The sequence below is a fragment of the Flavobacterium commune genome (genome assembly GCF_001857965.1).
GTDB lineage: Bacteria > Bacteroidota > Bacteroidia > Flavobacteriales > Flavobacteriaceae > Flavobacterium > Flavobacterium commune.
The window spans coordinates 1,073,687-1,093,363 of sequence record NZ_CP017774.1 but is presented as its reverse complement, the minus strand read 5'-3'; the positions used below and the strand labels follow the sequence as shown (position 1 = coordinate 1,093,363).

Below are 19,677 nucleotides of genomic sequence, written 5' to 3'. Positions count from 1 at the left end.
TTATTTCTTGTTTAATGTTAAACTCATAATACCAATAATCACATCATTGGCAACGGCTTTAATTGCTATGTTTTTTAGATTTTTGTTTTTGTCCAACGGTATATCAATAATTGTTCCGGCTCCGCCTTCGATACCAAAATCACTAAAGCCTTTTATCGATTTAAAATCTTTAAAATCTCTAGTAATCGTTCCTGTTTTTAAGTATACCCTTGGCGGTTTTTGCGCATCGGTGGTAAAAGCATATCCATCGGTATAATAATCCTGTTCTATAGGCCACCAGTTTTCAGGATTTTTCAATTCCAGTTTTTCGCTGCTTCCATCGCTGTAAGTTACAATTATTTCGCCATTGGTAAAACGGCTTTGCATCGGATTAGTCGTTCCGGCCATCATCAGGTAAGCATGAGATGCTTTTCCTGAAAGGGGAATCGCTAGTGATTCAGGGAAATTATCCCATTGTGAAACAAAGGCAATATTTTTATCGGCAGTGGAAGAAGTGGCAAACGGTATCCCTTCCGGACTGATAATTTGGTTATTTGTTCCGGCTTTGGCTCTTAATCCTGAATCATTTATTTCAGGTTTTATCAAAGGATAACACCAGTTCCCAATTCCCTGTGTTGGAAGCTGAAGGCTTGGTGATTGCGACCTTGGGCTTAGGTATTTGTTTTCAAAAATATTCGTGATTTTATCATTAAAAAGCTCGTCCAGTTTTACAGTTTCCCATTTTGTTTTAGGATTACTGTTAATATCCCAATTCGTAAAAATCAATTTTGTTTGAGTTCCGGCTTCAAAATTCATTTCAATTTGATTCGTTCCTGAAACAAATTGGTTTAAAGGAATTTCGATGCTGTTTTCTGAATTGGCTTGTAAACTAAACTTCGTTTTCTCTGTTTTTTGATTTGAAATAAGGAAACCGTTTACTGTTTTAGACAAGTTGTTTTTGATAGTTACAATCGCATTTTCCCCTTTTAGCGAATTCGAAACAATTTCAAATTTAGGAGTGATTTTGAGATCAATCGCCTGCCACCAAATCATTTCTTTTTGTTTTAATTTAACAAAGAATGATTTGTTACCGATACCATTCGCCACCGCATTGATTTCATTATTGCTTAAAACAGTTTTTGCCAATGCGTTTTGGGTATCTTTTATTTCCAGAATAGTCGCTTTGTTTGTTGCAATACGAATTTTTTCGCCTTCGCAAATAGAGGAAACCACCGTTGGTTGTTCTAAGGTTTCGTTACTCCATACAATTTCGATTTTGTACGCATCGGCATAAGGGTTTTCTATACTTATTTTTGGACTTCCAATAGTTCCCTCAATCATTTTCCATTGTACTTCTTTTCCATTTACAGTCAGTTTACTGATGCTTTCATGCGTGGCATTGACTACTAATTTCAAGTTCATTTTTGTTGAAAAATGAGGCGTAATTTGATAAATATCGGTATTTTTTGTTCTTTCGAAAGCAAAAGCTACATCAGGAATTTCAAGCGAAGCATGATCCCAGGATTTAGGTAAGCCCGGCTGAATGGTTAAAGTGTTTTTAAGCGCATCAGGTTGAATTCCGAAAAGTCCTTCGACTAATGTTCGTCCTGCCATTCCTACCGGGTCGGCAAAATCGCGATACAATTCGCCACGAATCGCATCCTGAAACAACAATTGTTCAAATCCACCCGGAGAAGCTCCCAGATACATACTTTCGATTAAGCCACTTTCCCAAAGCTGGTATGCTTTTTCCGATTGTCCACCTTGCCAATACGCCAATGCTGTGTGTAAAACTTCGGCAAGAGCTACATTGTTGACAGACCAGGTGTAGGGTTGCCAGTTTGTGGTGGAAATTAATTCCAGATTGTCTCTCTCTAAACCTTCGGCAGCAACAGGAATACGAGGAATTTCATTGTCAATATATTTTAAAGCCTGGTACGCCTGAAAAGGATTCGCAATTTCGCTATCTAAAGCATGATAGACCGTCCAGATTCCTGGCGTATCATGCGTCAATTGATTTCCTAAAAGGTCTTTGTATTCCGCAAAAGTACCTTTATTATTTTTCCATAATTTTTGCTGAATGGCCTGATGAATGTGTGCAGCTTCTTTTGCATAAGAACTTCCGTCTTCGCCCACAATTTGTGCTAATTCGGCAGCCATTTTATTCGCATAATAATTGTATGCCGAAGTATAGGTTACACCTCCTCCGCTGTAGCCTAATCCGTCGCTCGCCCAGATAGCGGCATAAGCATCATACAATCCATCACCATCTACATCATAATTTCTTTTTTCCCAGGCCAAATGCCTCTTGATAACAGGCCACATTTTTTTTAGGAAATCCACATCGCCAGTCCATTTAAAATGGCGGATTAATTGGTCAATAAAAACCAAATTCATATCATAATGATGCGCTACTTTGTTGTTGTTCGGATTGCGGCTGATGTAACCGCTACTGAACATTGAAGTGCCCATTTTCTCCAGTTGACGGGCATAATTTCTGGTAGTGTCAGGAACAACCGGACCTGATTCTGGCTCAATAACTTGAGAATTTCCATAGCTTTCAAAATGCGTTTTGGCTCTGTCATGCCAGCCCAAAGGGTCGGCAACATAGGCGCCACGCCAGGCGTTTAAGTACATTCTCCAGGCAACAGCTCCGTGTAAATAGGCCGGGTTTTCCCAAATGGCATCGGCAGCCATCGCCAATGCACCCCCAAAAGTATTGATGTAAGGATCGGGTGTGTTTACTTTGATTCGGTTAGCCAGAAGTTCGCTTTGAGCAAGGGCTTTTTTGAATTTTTCGGCTATAGCATATTGAGTTGTGTTTTCAATTTTTGCTGTGTTTTCGAATAACCAATAATTTCCGTCTTTAGCAAATTGATTCAATTGTCCAATAATCATTGGAACAGAGTCTGCTTTTGAAGTATAGTTTTCTAAAGGTGTTTTTAAGAAATTGGCACTAGACAAATGGGTATTCGAATCCGGAAAAACAGCGCTGATTACTTGAGTGTTTTCAGTTGCTTTTTTACTGCTTGCAGAACCATAGGAAACACTAAAATTGTTTTTGTTGATTTGGTATTTATTGTTGATGCAATATTCGGGTTGTAAATAAAACACCGATTCCGGATCGCCACCGATGTCTCCATTTCGGGAGAATTTTTTTCCACTGGCACCACCATAAGCCCAAATAAGCGAAGTGTTTTTGGGTACATTATTCCCAATAATTTTTAGAATAAAACCATCGCTGTCCGCCAGAGCTACAATTTGAATGGTTAAAGTTGCATTAGCAAGTAAGGCATCTTTTATTTCGTATTCAACCGTTCCGGGAGTGTATTTTGTATTTATTTTATCGGCTTCGGTAAGCCATTTGCTGTTTTTTCCGTTGATTAATCCCAGTTTGAAATTACCGCCCATTCCAGGCATGTACATCGCAAATTCTGGTAAATCACCTGCTTCGACCCTAAAAGCGGTGTTGGTTCCGTATAAGGCACGATTGAATTTTCGGGTTCCGTTTTTTAAAACAAAACTCCGGCCTTCAGGTGTGTAATGGATTTTTCGTTTTTCTCCATGCCATAAATTTTGACTTTGAGCGGTCAAATTTGGAAGAGAAAAAGAAAGAAGTAGGAGGGAAATAGCGATTTTAGATTTCATTATCAATCGATTACTTTTTAGTATTGTTAGCTGCATTTGAAAAATCTACATTCTTTGAATTTTCAATTTTCAGGGTCGAATGGTCTAAAGCATTTATAGTTACATTGTCTAAAATCCAATTGCTGCTATAGGCAATGTTTCCCGCAGTTTCGGCTGTAATGTGTACGTTTTTCAGGTTTACGTTTTCAACAATGGATTCCTTTAATCCCGCTACCGAAATGGCTTTTTTAGCACCTTTGATATCGATGTTTTTTAAATAAATATTTCTGAAAATAGGAATTCCTCTGGATTCAGGTTCTACCTTGGTCAACATTTTTTTCCAATGTGGAGGCAAAGTTTCTTCGGTATAACCGGCAGGAAGTTTGGAATAGCTGTAAGCAGGATTCCAATTCATCGAAACGGTGATAAAAGTACCGACACTTTCCATTTTTATATTTTCCATGTAAATGTCTTCTACAGTTCCGCCTCGGTTAGTGGCCGATTTTATGTTGAGTCCGTTTTTAGTGCCGTATCCCTGGATGTTAGAAGCGTATACATGACGTATACTTCCCGAAGTTTCGCTGCCTAAAGTGAATAAACCGGCACCCTGACGGGCAATGCAATTGCGTACGACTACATATTCGGTAGGGCGGTTGACTCTTAATCCATCCCAGTCACGCCCTGCTTTTAGGCAGAAATTATCATCGTTGCAGTCGATGTCACAGTTTTGAACCAGAATCCATCTCGATGAATCAATATCCACTCCATCGGTACTTGGACCATGTCCGTCGATGTTGTTTCTTATTTTGATGCCATCAACGGTAATGTATTCCGAATACAATACCTGAACCGTCCAAAATCCTGCTCTTTGGATGTTTAAATCTTTAAGAAATACATTTTTGGAATTCGTGATTAAGATTGTTCTCGGACGTTTGGCATCATAATCTACAATCCATCGCAAATCTTTGGCTTCGTATTCCTTGCGCAAATTCCAATAATAATCCCAATACACTTTTCCTTGCCCATCGATAGTTCCTTCGCCATCCAGAGTTACATTTTTTTGGTCTAAAACATTAATTAAAGCTGCTGGCCATTTCATTTCGATTCCGGCCACACGGGTATCGATTTCCGGGTAATCGGAAATGTTTTCGCTGCCTAAAATAGTTGCTCCTTTCGGGACATTAAAACGCACTCCTTCTTTGATGAATAAAGAACCGCTTAAGTAATTTCCGGGTTTGAAAGTAAGTGTACCACCACCATTTTTACTGCATTCGTCTATGGCTTTTTGGATGTTTTTAGTCGAAAGTGTTTTGCCATCATTTATTGCTCCAAAATCGTTTGCATAATAAATTTTAGATTTAAAAGTGTTTTCTTTAGCGCCTACTTTGTTAATCCACTCAGGTTCAAAATTTGCAGAACTACTGCTCACTTGTGCAGTTTGTTTGCACGAAAAAAGCAAAAAGAATAAGGAACTTAAAATGATGTGGTATTGTTTCATTACAATTGATTTTATCTTCGAAAATCCTTATTTTATATCAAAAAAGTATCCTGTACTTGCCTGATTTTAAACCGAAATTCGATAAATTGATAAAAACGGGATAGTTTTGGATAATTTAGTTTTGATTTTCGGACAAGTTATAGCCGTTTAAGTTTATTTGACTGTCCGCTAAGCGGACTAACAATTGAATAATGGCACACGGATGACACAGATTAGACAGATTTTCGCTGATTATTATAGAAAAATCTGTTTTTATTAGTTTAAATCCTTGTCATCCGTGTACCATTTTCAAAATAGGTACAAGTAACGGATTGTCATATTAATTTATTCTCCGCCTGAATTTACTTCTTTAGAATCTTTTGCAAATTGAACTTCTAAATCTTTTGTTAGTTTATTCGTCACATTAGAATGTGTTAGCACCAGATTTTTTTTCTCTTCAGGATCTTTTTCGATGTTGAAAAGTTCAAAAACAGTCGGGGCATTTTTATGTCTGGTTCGAATTAATTTCCAAGGTTTTTCAGTAATACTTTCCTGTAAATGACCACGAATGTATATGGATTGATTTGGGATAGAATCATTAGTGACAATGGAGTTCCAAATGTTTTTTCCTTCGACTGTTTTAGGCAGCGATTTGGCTCCGGTCAATGATAGAATAGTAGGCATTAAATCGGTTACCGAGATGTAATTTTGATTTAAAGAGCTGTTAATTTTGTTTTTCCAATAGATAATTGCCGGCACTCTTACGGCTCCTTCATAATTTGTCGTTTTCCAGTCTCTCAGCGGATAGTTGCTTCCCAAAACGTCATTTGCTGTATGTCTTCCCTGGTATTGGTTTCCCGGAATCCATTTGTCCATAGCGCCATTGTCGCTCATGAAAATAACAACGGTATTTTTGTCTAAATGCTGTTGTTTTAAAGTTTTTAATATCTGGCCGATGCTGTAATCTAAATGCGACATGGCAGCGGCATAATCTCTTCGGGAGTTGTTTTTAATGGTTTTTAAATAAGGCTTTTTCCATTTGTCTTCTTCCTGTAAAGGAAAGTGCGGAGCGCTATAACTCAGCTGAATGTAGAAATTTTTAGAAGGATCTCTTTTGGTTTTAAGCCAAGTTATGGCTTCGTTTTCGACCAAATCAGTAACGTGTCCTTTTTCGGTAATAAACTGACCGTTTCTGTGCCAACTTGGATCTCCGTTTTTGTATTCGTGACTGTATTGGTCAATTTGCCCATGTAAAAAACCATAGGAATAATCAAATCCATAGACTTTAGGACCACTGGACGGATTTAAGCCCAAATGCCATTTGCCAAACAAAGCTGTTTGATAGTTTTGTTGGTGTAAGGCTTGCGGTAAGGTGGTAACATCACTTGGTAAACTCAGATTACTTTTGTCGCTTATAGGCGCTACAATTCCCATACGACTGGAAGGTCTTCCTGTAAAAAAGCTGGCTCTGGATGGCGAGCAGGTAGGGGCAGCGTACAAGCGGTTGAGTTGCGAGCCATTTTTAGCAAGCCAATCAATATTCGGGGTGTGAATTTCCGAACCATTATAGCCCACATCATTCCAGCCTGCATCATCAGCAACAATAACTACAAAATTAGGTGTAACAGGAGGAACGGCTTTCTTTTCAGTTGCCTGACCAAAAGTTGAACCCCATAAAAATAATGTTGTTATACTGCTGATGACGAGTCTGTTCATAAATTGTATTTTAAATTTATTTACGAGTTTTTAATTGTAAAGAGCTATCGTTGATTTCGAATTCGTTGTTTTTAAGCATCAAAATAATTTCTGACCCCGCTAAAATTACAGGTCCATAACCATGAGCTGCAAAAACATTAATTGGGCGGTAGTAGTAAAAAGCAGGGTCAAATCCCATTCCGGTTCCTACGCAAGTTCCTTCCACTTCTCCTTTGTCGTTTACTTTTGTAGCAACGGCATTCCAGGCTAATAAAGCCGCAGGAGCATAAGCTGCCTTGTCAATATAACCTCTGTTGATAGCGCGGGTGATTGAATAAGCATAAATGGCAGTTGCCGATGTTTCTAAGTAAGTGTCATTGCGGTCAATCAATTGATGCCAGAAACCGGTTCCATCCTGATAAGCAACCAAACCTTTGATATGTGCTCTTAACTGATTTAAAACCATATTGTATCCCGGATGGTCTTTTGGTAAAACTTCTAATAATTCCACCATAGTCATCACCGCCCAACCATTGGCACGAGCCCAATGAAATTGTGGATGTTCTTCCATTGATTGCACCCAGCCGTGCATGTATAAGTTTTTCTGGCTGTTAAACATTCGTTCTGAGAATTGCTTTACTTGTTTAACGGCATCATCATAATATTTAACATCGCCTGTTAATTTACCCATTTGTGCCAAAGCAGGGACAGCCATAAATAAATCGTCCAGCCATAAAGTATTAGGCTGAGGTCTGTTTCTGGCCAGTGTTCCGTCAGTTAAACGAAATTCTTTGCTGCTGATATAGTCCATGAAATGGTCAATTAATGGTCTCAAATTAGTTTTTAAGCCAGCTCTTTGTGCTTTAATCATCGAGGCAGTAACAGCACCGCCATCATCCAAGGCATGTGGCATTAAAAAGCCGTGAACTGGAGAAGGGAATTTACTGTTTTTAGCTAACTCTTTTTTGTAATAAGGAGAAATGTCTGCTATTAATTTTAATCGTTTGTTAGTATAATTGGCATATTTTGTATCACCTGTAGCTTCTGTAGCTAATAACATTCCGGCATAAGTTACTCCCCATTCGTAGCTGGTCAATCTAAAAGTTCCGGGAGCAAATATCGTGTTTTCATTCAGTTTTTTCAGGTCAGTTACTTCCTGTTTTGTTTTGCTGTCTATCAGGCTGGCAGGAGTTGTTTTTTCTAAAAAAGCGTATATTTTATCTATAGTCGCTTTGATTTCCTGCGTAGTTTTTGCTCCATAAGGAGTTGGATAATCCGGTTGTAAAAGATGTAACGGTGCTGTAACATCGTTAGCGGGTTGCTGCGCATTTGCAAGCGTTGGAATTGCCATTATTGCTGCCGCAACGCCTATTTTAATTCCAGTGGTGAATGCTTTGGTTCTCATTTTACTAAAATTTTGGTGGTTAGTTAGATTTTTAATAGCTATCATTTTACGGCCACATCCCAGACTTTTGACAATTGGGAAGTCCCTTTTGGCCCTTGAATTTTTAAAATTACAACATATTTGCCGGCTTCTTTATATTGATGAATTGGATTTTGTTCAGTTGAGGTCGTTTTGTCTCCAAAATCCCAATTCCAGGATTGGATTTCGCCTTCCGATTCATCAACGAAAGCGACTTCTCTTTTGTTTATATTGACAACTTTAAAAGACCATTTGGCTTCGATATCTTTTTTGAATTGTTTTTCCAAAGGCATTAGTTTAAAAGGCAGACTGTAGGAAGCATTTCCATACATTTTGTGCTCTTTTGAAAGATTCCAAAAGCCGTTATTTTCTGTTTTATTGACATCGTCATAATCGATAATTGCCCAGCAAAGACCTATGTTTTTGTTTTCTGTCAATATGGATTCCACCGCTCTTGAAGGATCATTTCCTGCATAATCAAAAGGAGTTATCCAGAATTCCAGGATTAATTTTCCGCCTTGTCCCGGTTTAAAATCATAATGATATGAGGTATTTGCATAAGGCAGATTTTTAATCCAAGGCTGACTGCCCCAAACCATAGTCCAGTCCTTTTCTACGGCAGGAGTGAAAATATGATAGTTTTGCGCATGAACTCCATGATAGGAAAAATAGGCGTCCATGGTGTTTGTCAGAGTTGGATTGGGATGAAAACGATCAATAAACGGTCCGCCAGATTGATCCGCATCGACTATGAGTTCGAAAGTATCGTTATGTAATCCCGGAAGCGAAAAATCCCAATAATCATCATAAGCTTCATAAAGAAAATACAAACGATTGAGTCCTTTTACCCAACCTACTTTTACGCTAACGTCCAGGTTTTTTGGGTCGGATTTGGGTTGTTTTCCGCTGTCGTCCCATAATTGATCCATTCCTACCACGTAGTTTTTAGGGACAATTTGCCAATCTTCGCTATTTCCATCAATTGTTGGTATTTTATTGGCAGGAAATTGAAAAACCTGAAAACTTTTATTGTCCTGAGCATTGGTTTGGATGCCAATGAATAGCAGCAGTAATGCTAAAAAAAAGCCGTGTTTTGCTTTTATTTTAAAATTGAAAAAGGATTTGATTCTAAAAAGCATTGGATATTTCTTTAAGGTTTTTGGTTCAGAATTTGCTAAGTTAAAAAAGCCCCAACAAAAGTTAGGGCTCAAAACTAAAAACTCACTCTGAAACTAAACTAAAAACTAAATTATGGTTATCCATAATGGATTGAATTGCTCTGGTATTGTGAAAAACAGGTACTACTTTTTTATAAAACAAAAAAAATAAACCGAATTAATTTTGTTCTTATTAATACATCAATATTAGAGTTTAAATTTGATATTAGAGTCCTGTACTGTCCTGTTTTTTAAAGGATAAGTCGGTTGGTGATAAAAAAAAACAGCCAACTGTACTAAAAAGTGTGCTGTTGGCTGTTTTAAATGGGGAACTTTTTTTATTAAAAAAAGACTCTTTTTTAGATGTATTGGTTGATGATGTTTTCGAAAAGTTCTTGTTTTCCGCTTTTTAAATCCAATTCACCGTTTTCTAAAGCAATTTTATACAAATCCTCTAATCCTAATTTTCCATTTTCGAAATCTTTACCTTTTCCGGAATCAAAAGAGCTGTATCTTTCGGTTCTTAATTTGTCATAAGGAGAAGAAGAAATGATTTTATCAGCAGTTAATAAGGCTCTTGCAAAAGTATCAGCACCACCAATGTGAGCTAAGAATACATCTTCCATATCTGTTGAATTTCTTCTGATTTTAGCATCAAAATTAACTCCACCACCTTGTAATCCACCTGCTTTTAAGAAAACTAACATTGCTTCAGTAGTTTCCTGAATGTTGTTAGGGAATTGGTCTGTATCCCATCCGTTTTGGTAATCCCCACGGTTAGCATCTAAACTTCCAAGCATTCCAGCATTGGCAGCTACTTCAATTTCGTGTTGGAAAGTGTGTTGTGCTAATGTTGCATGGTTAACTTCAATGTTAATTTTGAAATCATCTTGTAGACCGTATTTGTTCAAGAAACCAATTGCTGTAGCCGAATCAAAATCATATTGATGTTTCATTGGTTCCATTGGTTTTGGCTCAATAAAGAAGTTTCCTTTGAATCCTTGTGCACGTGCATAATCTCTGGCTTTTACTAAAAATTGTCCCATGTGGTCTAGTTCACGTCCCATATCAGTATTTAATAAAGACATATAGCCTTCACGTCCACCCCAGAAAACATAGTTTTCGCCATCTAAAGCAATAGTCGCATCTAAGGCTAATTTTACCTGTCCACCTGCTCTGGCTACTACATTAAAATCAGGATTTGTAGCAGCGCCATTCATATAACGTGCATTTGAAAAACAGTTTGCTGTTCCCCAAAGTAATTTAATTCCTGATTCGGCTTTCTTTTGTTTTAGGTATTCAGTGATAGTAGCTAATCTGCTTTCTGATTCTGCAAATGTTGCTCCTTCCTGAACTAAATCGTAATCGTGAAAACAGAAATAATCAAATCCCATTTTGCTAATGAATTCAAAAGCAGCATCGGCTTTGTCTTTTGCAGCTTGGATTGGGTCGTTTGATTGATCCCAGGCAAAGTTTTGTGTTCCAGGTCCAAATGGATCTGAACCTTGTCCGCAGAAGGTGTGCCAGTAAGCAATTGAAAATTTAAAGTGCTCACGCATTGTTTTTCCTGCTACAATCTGGTCTGGATTGTAATATTTGAATGCTAACGGATTGTCAGATTCTTTTCCTTCAAATTTGATTTCGCCAATACCCTTAAAGTATTCTTTACTTCCTATTATTGCCATTTTTTTGTTTTTAGTTTATTTGTTTATAATAAGTTCTAGTTCTTTTTTCCAATTTTGATATGCGATTAAATAAGGTGTGCTATTTTGTAAAGGCATAAATGTCATTACGTGGTCGTTTTTGATAATATTATCACCAAAAGTCTCATAATCACCATCAATTAAACCGACTGCTCTTGCAGCTCCAACAGCTCCTGTAGTGTTGTAAATTTCTATTTCGTGACCAATTAATGTGGCAACGGTATTCGAAAAAATTTCGGAGCGAAACAAGTTGTCATTTCCTGCTCGAATCACATTTATTTGTGCATTATCAGCTTTCATGATTTCCATTCCATACACAAAAGCAAAGGCAATTCCTTCCAGAGTGGCACGGTACAAATGCCCGTGTCCATGTTTGTTGAGGTTTAGATTCAAGAAATGACTACCAATGTTTTTATTGTTAAACATTCTTTCAGCTCCGTTTCCAAAAGGAATCACAACCACGCCGTCAGAACCTACCGAAACCTCTTCGGCTTTTACATTCATGTTTTCATAAGAATCCATTCCGCAATGATTGCGTAACCAGCGGTACTGAATTCCAGCGCCATTAATACACAATAATTTACCTACCGTAGGTTTTTCGTTGGCATAATTAACATGAACAAAGCTGTTGATTCTGGAAGTCTCTTTTGATTTTAACTGATCAGTTACAGCATATATAACACCTGATGTTCCGCCTGTTGCAGCAACTTCACCTGGTTTTAAAATATTTAATGATAAGGCATTGTTGGGTTGGTCACCCGCACGATACACTACAGGAATGCCAACAGGAAGTCCAGATTCTTTAGCTCCTTTTTCGTTCAGGAAACTTTGGTTTGTGAAATTGTCAACAATTGTTGGGGTTAGTGATGAATCAATTCCATAATATCTCAGTAGCCAATCGGCGACTTCATTTTCTTTGTAATCCCAAAGCATTCCTTCGGAAAGACCGTTTTTGGTAGTATTTATTTCTCCAGTCAATTTGTAAGCTATAAAATCACCAGGCAACATGTATTTGTAAATCTTGTCGTAAATTTCAGGTTCGTTTTCTTTTACCCAGGTTAATTTGGATGCTGTGAAATTTCCCGGTGAATTCAGTAGGTGAGTAGCACATTGCTCTTCTCCTAAATCTTCGAATGCTTTGTCTCCAATTTCTACCGCACGGCTATCGCACCAAATGATAGAATTTCGCAATGATTTCCCTTCTTTGTCAACTACGACTAATCCGTGCATTTGATAAGAAATACCAACGCCGGTTATTTTTGAAGCGTCAATATTGGCTTCTTTGATGGCTCTTTTGCTTGCAATGCAACAATATTCCCACCACATTTCAGGGTCTTGTTCGGCCCAGTCTTTATGGTAGGCTGTAATTGCCATTTCATCGGCTGGTTCATGCAGTGCTATAATTTTTTTTCCTGTAGCTGCTTCAACCAAGGCTACCTTGACTGAGGAGCTTCCTATATCGTATCCTATATAATACATAATTTATAATGATTCTCTTTTTATTAAATTAGTTGGTATGTAAATTTTCATGGGTTCATCTTTGGACACAAACTCTGCTGCTTTTATTCCTAATTGGTTAAAATCAGTTGTAACGACCGAAATGCCTTTGTAGATGAATTTTTTCATTGGGGTTTCATTATAGGATAAAAAGCCAATGTCTTTTCCGGGTTCAAAATTTTTCTCCCGGCATTGTTCTAAAAACATTCCCAGAATTCGATCGCTTACACTAATGTAGGCAGTGTTTTTTTGAAGGTAGAAATCGTTGAGTTTGTAGATGATTTTGTGTTTTAGATTAAAATCAGAACAAAACTTTTTAAAATATTCCAAAGTCTCTTTTGGGTGATAGGTAAAAGGAGGATAGATGAAAATGACTTGTTCGTATTTCTTAAATAAATTTTCTCCTTGTTTTAGGGCATCATAAAAAGCTTTACCAAAATCCTGAAATACAAAATTGTTTTTAGATTTCGAATGGATATTCCAGTCAATCAATAATAACTTTTCGTTTGAAATTGATGTCAAAGTTGAAGCAACTTCTTTATCATCAAAATTCATTACTACATATTTATAGTATTTGCCGATGCTATTATTGATGATGTTTTTGAAATTGTCAATATTATAATGATGAAATTGTACATCTACAATAATATTTTCAGCCAGATTGTCAACGAAAGAATGGTACAGTACTTCTTTATAAGCTTTGAAGGTGTCCAGGACTAAAAGTACTTTTCTGGTTTCTCCGGCTACAAAGTAACCTTTGTTAGGAACGGAGTCAATTAGTTTTTGCTCCTTTAAAATAGAATAGGCTTTAAAAACAGTATCTCTTGATAATTGGTTTTTTTGACAGATACTATTAACAGAAGGCAGTTGTTCTCCTTTGCCTAAAATGTTTTCCGCAATAGCATTGTTAATGGAATTGACTAATTGCTGATATTTAGGAATATCGCTATCGTGATTGATTTTGAAAGTAAATTTCTTTTCCATAACTATACTGTTCTGTTCCGGTATGCAAATATAGATTTATTTTTTAAATTTTAAAGGGATTGAGATTTATTTTTAAATTCTCTGTTGGTTTTTGAGTATAATTATTTGTTATTCAGTTGTTTGTTGTTTTTTGTATCTTTATAAAACTCTTTTATTTATGATGTAAGTTGTTGATTTTGTATTTGTTGCTGTTTTTTGAGGTTTGAAGTGCTTTTTTAACAATTTTTTTTGATTTAGGTTAGCTAAGAGAGTAAGTTTTAAAATTTGGATACAGAGTTTGTTATTGTTTTTAAATGTAAAATTTATGTTAATTTAATATACATGTGTTTTTTACATTTCAAGAACAGGGAAAATAGATGTTGAAGACCAATAAATACAATGGTTTTTCTATTGCTAAAATATTAGTAAATAGAATGCGATATGTATATTTAATAATGAGTTTTTTTAAATATATATAAAAAACAGGATACAGCAGGATAGATGTAATAAGTTGAACCTATAAATTTGAAAAGTTAAATACTAACAAAAAAACAGTTAAAAAAAACACAATTAATTTATTCACCACTTTATAAGCTAACCAATAATGAAGAGAAAAATTAACTATTATTTATTAATCCTACCTCTTCTGGCATTGTTTGCCAGTTGTAGTCGAGACGTATTTGATGAATACTATGCACGTCCAGATTATCTTGAAGACCCCATTTACCAGAGATTGGAAGAGCTAGGTAATTATAAAAATTTCACAGCCTTAATTGAAAAAGCAGGCTACAAGGACATCTTGAGTAAGTCAGGATATTGGACAATGTTTGCGCCTAACGACGCGGCTTTTACAGCTTATTTTCAGGAGAATGGAATCTCAAGTGTAAGTCAAATAGATGAGGCAACAGCATCTAAGATTGTTAGATATGCACTTGTTTATAATGCCTTTAGAGAAGATCAGCTTTCTGATTACCAAAGTGCGCAAGGTTGGGTTAAGGATAATGCCTTTAGAAGAAGAACAGCCTATTATGATGGTTATCAAAATAAAATAGTAAACGGCACTCCAATGGTTGTAGTTGATGCCAATCGTAATGGAGGTTATGCCTTTGCTGATAACAATAATAAGTATGTTACTTATTTTACCGATGAATATTTTACGGCTAAAACCTTGAGTTCTTTTGATTTTAATTATTTCTATCCTGATAAAGAATATACAGGTTTTAATTTATTTGATGGAGGTGTTCAACAAGCTGATATAATTGCTGAGAATGGTATTATTCATGAAGTAGATAAGGTTAGTTTACCTCCATTAAGCATAGGGAAATATTTAGAAGAAGATAATGCTAAAGGAGTAAATAGCAAATACAGTAAATTTTATAAAATGCTTGAGGAACATTTGGTTACCTATGTTTTTAATGAAACAGTAACTACCAGTTACAAAAATTTTACTGGAAAATCAGATAATGTTTTTATTAAGTTTTATAATTCCGGATTATCATTTTCACCAAATAGTGAGAACTATCTTAAAGAGGCAGATAATGATGGTCAAAGTGATGCTTTTACAATGATTGCCCCAGATAATGCTGCTATGGAGCCTTTTGTAAGAGATATTCTTTTAAAACATTTTACAATGGATAATCTTCCTCTGTATGTTTTCCAAGATTTTTTTAATGCTCACATGGTTAAAAATGCTGTATGGCCATCAAAAGCTGCAAGCTATGACAACGGTTTAGGAGAAGATTTACGATTTGATTTTAATACAAATATCATTGATAAAAAAATATTAAGTAATGGTTTCTTTTATGGCTCAAATGTAGTACAGAAATCGAATTTATTTTATAGTGTTTATACATCAGCATACTTAGATCCTGCTTTTACACTTGCCACAAGATTGTATAATAGTACAGAAATCAAACAAATGATTAGTAATATCAGAAATAAATTTGTTTTGTTTTTGCCTTCTGATACTTTGCTTCGTTCTTTAGGTTACAATTATGATATTAATAGTTCTCAATGGGTTTACACCTCTCCAACAACAGGGTTAAGCGTTTCAGGAGGAGCAGCAAGTTCACGTTTGTATCGAATACTTTACAATAGTATAGTTGCTACTCCAAATGGAGAATTAGATGATATATTTACTTCTTCTGGAATTATACGTACCGGAGATTTGGATTTCCCTGGAGAGTATATTAAATGGGATCATGGCAAATTGTATGCTGCAGGTAATGAAGTTGCGGGTACTGTTGTTAATATAGTAGGAGATGGAGATGTTCAACAAAATGGAGTAACTTATTATATAGATAATTTACTTGGATTTACTGATAGACCTCAAGGTTTAGAGATTAAAGAATTGGCCGAAATACCAGGATCTCAATTTTCATCATTTTTTAATTATCTTAAAAATTCCACTCTTTATAACGCAACTACAGGTGCTATTCAAGGGGTTAGTCTAGGAACTTCTTATACTTTTTTAGTTCCTGATAATGCAGCGATTGCTAGGGCTAAATTGGCTGGAGTTTTGCCAGCTTCAGATAATCCAAGTTTACAAGGTGATAAAGATAAAGTAGCTGATTTTATTAGTTATCATATTTTAGTTAATGCTACAGCTTCTGATGATGGCTTGGTAACAGGTCTATTTGAAACCCTTAGAAAAGATAGTTTTGGTGAGAAAACATACGTAAGAGTTGAGAGTACAAATTCGCCAAGGACTTTATCCTTTAAAGATGCAACGACAGATAGTTCAATTGGAGGTAATAATCCAGCTGCAAATTATATTAAAGCTTCAAGTAACAACTTGGCAGACAGGTCTTTGATTCATTTAATAGACAACTATCTTACACTTCCTAAAATTCAGTAATAAAATGAGACAACCAATTATAAATATATTACGCAGTTTTACTTTTGCCTTTTTTATTCTGGCAGTTATGCCTGCATTAGCCCAACAGCCAGCAGCAGCTACTATGTTACGTGGTCAGGTCTTTGATGCTGGGGATAATTTAACGATTCCTGGAGCAACCGTTATTGAGCAGGATGCAGAAAATCGTACCGTAGGATCCACAGTAACCGATTTTGATGGAAATTTTGCTTTACGAATTAAAAATCCAAATAATAAAATAGTAGTTTCTACTATTGGATATAAATCACAGACTATTACTATCAATGGGAGACAATCAATTAAAGTTAAATTGGTTTCTAGTGTTGAATCATTAAAAGAGATTGTTCTTACTGCTTCTAAGTCATCAGATAATGGTTTGATGAGAATTGCGGATCGTGATCGTACTACCAGTTCGGTAAGTATTAATGCGGCCGATTTAGAAAATACACAAGCGGCATCTATCGACGAAGCTTTACAAGGTCGTTTGTCTGGAGTTGATATTGTTGCCAGTAGTGGAGATCCGGGAGCAGGGATGCAAATTCGTATTCGAGGAACTTCTTCAATTACGGGTTCTTCAGATCCTTTAATAGTTGTTGATGGGATGCCTTATGAAACTTCAGTACCTGATGATTTTAATTTTGGATCGGCTGATGATCAGAGTTATGCTGCCCTAATTAATATTGCACCATCCGATATTGAAACCATTACCATTTTAAAAGATGCAGCCGCTACGGCCATATGGGGATCTCGTGCAGCTGCAGGAGTTTTATTAATTACGACTAAGCGTGGATCAGTAGGTGCGCCAAAGATTACTTATACTTACAGAGGGACTTATTCTAAGTTGCCTCCTACTATTCCTATGTTAAGTGGAGATCAATATTCACAATTAATCCCAGAGGCATTTATGAATAGAAATGGTGTGCCTTTGAATACACTTACTGTAAAGGAGTTTCAATATGATCCTCAGGATGTATATTATTTTAATAATTACAGTCAAAATACCAATTGGGTAGATGCAATCACTCAACCCGGTATTACAGGAGATCACAACCTTTCTTTGCAGGGAGGAGGGCAAAAAGCAAGATATTTTACCTCGGTAGGTTATTATAAACAAAAAGGAGTTACTATAGGTACTGGATTAGAAAGAGTAAACGCAAGGTTAAATCTGGATTATGTTGTATCTGACCGTATTAAGTTTAAGACAGATATTTCATATACACATACAGATACGCAACGTAATTATGTTAACTCTAAAGATAGTGAAGACAAATTAAGAGGAGTAGCTTATACCAAAATGCCTAATATGAGTATTTATGAGTATGACGAAGTAGGAAATTTGACTCCAAATTATTTCTCACCAGCATTCAACGTTCAGGGTACTTATGGAGGTACTTATAATCCGCTTGCCATGGCTGAGTTAGCTATAAATGATATAGCAGAAGATCGTATTGTTCCTCACTTCAATTTGAGTGTTAGTATTATTCCTAAGGTATTTATGTCAACTTTTGATTTACAATTTGATTATGCCTCAAGAAAGAATAAATCTTTTTTACCTCAAAATGCAACAGGTCGTCCTTTCACAGAGACAGTTGTTAATAGAGCTTATGATGGTGATTCTGATCAGTCTAGTATTATTACAAAAACAAATTTTATTTACACGCCTAATATAGGAGAAAAACAAACATTTCAAGCTTTATTGTCATTGCAGTCGAATGATTTTCGTTATACTGCACATCAGGCAATGACTTCTAATACGGCTTCTTCTTTATTGACAGACCCCTCAAATCCATCCAGAACACAAACAGGTTCATTATTTACTTCTAATACTCAAGCAAGAAACGTAGGAGCTGTGTTTAGTGCTCAATACGGTTTGTTAGATCGCTATTTGATAAATGTTGGTTTAAGAGCTGATGGAAATTCAAAATTTGCAGATAACAATAAATACGGTTATTTTCCTTCTATATCCACTCGTTGGAGGATTTCAGGAGAGCCATTTATGCAAAATTTTAAAAATATCGATGACTTAAGTATGCGATTGAGTTATGGACATTCAGGAGGAGCACCTAAAGAGGATTATGTTTTCTATAATATTTATAACAATTATCAAACACAGTATTTAGGTCTTAATGGTGTTGTTCCGGGAAATATGCAGTTGAATAATTTGCGTTGGGAGACAAAAATTGGTTCCAATTTAGGATTCAATCTTCAAATGTTTAATAAACGTTTGAGTATAGATGCTGAGATATATAAAACAACTACCAAAGATCTTCGATTTGAAGACCTTGGTGTAAGTGCTGTTTCTGGTTATAGTGTAATATCTGATCAAAACGTAGGAACGTTGGAAAATAGAGGATGGGAAATAGGTCTTAATGCTACTCCTTATAAATCAGGAAAATGGAGGGTAGATTTTAATTTCAATATTGCTGCAAATCAAAATATGATTACTGAAATTTCTGAATTTGTTGCCACTGAAAGTGGAAATACAGATAGAAATGGACAGTTCAAGCGTTTCCTTCAGGTGGATAATCCTTTTGGTTCTTTTTATGGATACCGTTTTAAAGGAGTTTATACTGATCTTGAAGCAACTAAAGCCAGAGATGCCAGAGGTAATGTAATTGTGGGACCAAACGGACAAGATGTGTTTATGCGTTTTAATTATCCATTAACTGATTATACATTTCAACCAGGTGATGCTATTTATGAAGATATTAACAAGGATGGTAATATTGATAGTCGTGATGTGGTGTATTTAGGAAACAGTAATCCTAAACTAGCGGGAGGTTTTGGTCCAAATGTTAGTTTTAACAACCAATGGAAATTAAACCTTTTCTTTACCTATCGTTTGAATTATGATATTATAAACGGTACTGATATGAATACTACAAATATGTATGGATGGAGTAACCAAAGTACTGCAACTTTGGCCAGATGGCGTAATCCGGGAGATGTTACTAATATGCCCAGAGCAGTTTATGGAGCAGGATACAACTGGTTAGGTTCTGATCGTTATGTAGAGGATGCTTCTTTTGTTCGTCTTCGTTCGGTAACTCTTAGTTATAACTGGGGTAAAAATCTATTGAAAAAATTAAATTTAGATGAAGTAAGAATGTATGTGACAGCAGATAACTTATATACATTTACAAAATACAGAGGTCAGGATCCTGAGGTAAGTATGGGAAGAGGAGCTTTTGGAATTTCAATAGATAACGCATCTACACCCCCTACAAAACGTTTCTCATTTGGTCTAACAACCCGTTTTTAAATAAAAAAATATTTGATTT

The 19,677-nt window shown here is 36.0% G+C and carries 9 protein-coding genes and 1 pseudogene; 2 read left to right on the top strand and 8 right to left on the bottom strand.

Going from position 1 to position 19,677, the window contains the following annotated elements:
* From BIW12_RS04650 to BIW12_RS04615, 8 genes and pseudogenes are all read right to left on the bottom strand, one after another.
* Complete coding sequence (locus tag BIW12_RS04650) at positions 1 to 3,627, bottom strand: DUF4450 domain-containing protein (protein ID WP_071186136.1); 3,627 nt, start codon at positions 3,625 to 3,627, stop codon at positions 1 to 3.
* A 10-nt stretch (positions 3,628 to 3,637) separates the two neighbouring features.
* The gene (locus tag BIW12_RS04645) at positions 3,638 to 5,104 is read right to left on the bottom strand and encodes a glycoside hydrolase family 28 protein (RefSeq protein WP_071184029.1); all 1,467 of its coding nucleotides are present in this window, start codon (positions 5,102 to 5,104) and stop codon (positions 3,638 to 3,640) included.
* A gap of 324 nt (positions 5,105 to 5,428) precedes the next feature.
* A complete protein-coding gene (locus BIW12_RS04640) occupies positions 5,429 to 6,799 on the bottom strand; it encodes a sulfatase-like hydrolase/transferase (protein WP_071184028.1) in 1,371 nt (456 codons plus the stop codon).
* A gap of 136 nt (positions 6,800 to 6,935) precedes the next feature.
* A pseudogene (locus tag BIW12_RS04635) lies at positions 6,936 to 7,838 on the bottom strand (glycoside hydrolase family 88/105 protein); the annotation flags it as partial.
* 386 nt (positions 7,839 to 8,224) lie between these two features.
* On the bottom strand, positions 8,225 to 9,340 hold the full coding sequence (locus BIW12_RS04630) for a PKD domain-containing protein (protein WP_083382163.1): 1,116 nt from the start codon (positions 9,338 to 9,340) through the stop codon (positions 8,225 to 8,227).
* Positions 9,341 to 9,717: 377 nt separating this feature from the next.
* Complete coding sequence (xylA, locus tag BIW12_RS04625) at positions 9,718 to 11,043, bottom strand: xylose isomerase (protein WP_071184027.1); 1,326 nt, start codon at positions 11,041 to 11,043, stop codon at positions 9,718 to 9,720.
* Between the two features lie 15 nt (positions 11,044 to 11,058).
* The gene (locus BIW12_RS04620) at positions 11,059 to 12,540 is read right to left on the bottom strand and encodes a xylulokinase (protein WP_071184026.1); all 1,482 of its coding nucleotides are present in this window, start codon (positions 12,538 to 12,540) and stop codon (positions 11,059 to 11,061) included.
* A 3-nt stretch (positions 12,541 to 12,543) separates the two neighbouring features.
* Positions 12,544 to 13,542: a GntR family transcriptional regulator gene (locus tag BIW12_RS04615; protein WP_071184025.1), complete on the bottom strand. Its 999-nt coding sequence runs from the start codon at positions 13,540 to 13,542 to the stop codon at positions 12,544 to 12,546.
* 583 nt (positions 13,543 to 14,125) lie between these two features.
* Between BIW12_RS04615 and BIW12_RS04610 the strand changes: the two genes are divergently transcribed.
* Both BIW12_RS04610 and BIW12_RS04605 read left to right on the top strand, forming a co-directional pair.
* Positions 14,126 to 16,378 carry a fasciclin domain-containing protein gene (locus BIW12_RS04610; protein ID WP_071184024.1) on the top strand — a complete coding sequence of 751 codons (2,253 nt, stop codon included), beginning with the start codon at positions 14,126 to 14,128 and terminating at the stop codon, positions 16,376 to 16,378.
* Positions 16,379 to 16,382: 4 nt separating this feature from the next.
* Entirely contained in the window at positions 16,383 to 19,658 is a 3,276-nt protein-coding gene (locus BIW12_RS04605; RefSeq protein ID WP_071184023.1) for a SusC/RagA family TonB-linked outer membrane protein, read from the top strand.
* Positions 19,659 to 19,677 lie beyond the last annotated feature (19 nt).

Coding starts and splice junctions, on each gene's coding strand:
- BIW12_RS04650 (WP_071186136.1), bottom strand. CDS start 3,627: ATGAAATCTAAAATCGCTATTTCCCTCCTACTTCTTTCTTTTTCTCTT.
- BIW12_RS04645 (WP_071184029.1), bottom strand. CDS start 5,104: ATGAAACAATACCACATCATTTTAAGTTCCTTATTCTTTTTGCTTTTT.
- BIW12_RS04640 (WP_071184028.1), bottom strand. CDS start 6,799: ATGAACAGACTCGTCATCAGCAGTATAACAACATTATTTTTATGGGGT.
- BIW12_RS04630 (WP_083382163.1), bottom strand. CDS start 9,340: ATGCTTTTTAGAATCAAATCCTTTTTCAATTTTAAAATAAAAGCAAAA.
- xylA (WP_071184027.1), bottom strand. CDS start 11,043: ATGGCAATAATAGGAAGTAAAGAATACTTTAAGGGTATTGGCGAAATC.
- BIW12_RS04620 (WP_071184026.1), bottom strand. CDS start 12,540: ATGTATTATATAGGATACGATATAGGAAGCTCCTCAGTCAAGGTAGCC.
- BIW12_RS04615 (WP_071184025.1), bottom strand. CDS start 13,542: ATGGAAAAGAAATTTACTTTCAAAATCAATCACGATAGCGATATTCCT.
- BIW12_RS04610 (WP_071184024.1), top strand. CDS start 14,126: ATGAAGAGAAAAATTAACTATTATTTATTAATCCTACCTCTTCTGGCA.
- BIW12_RS04605 (WP_071184023.1), top strand. CDS start 16,383: ATGAGACAACCAATTATAAATATATTACGCAGTTTTACTTTTGCCTTT.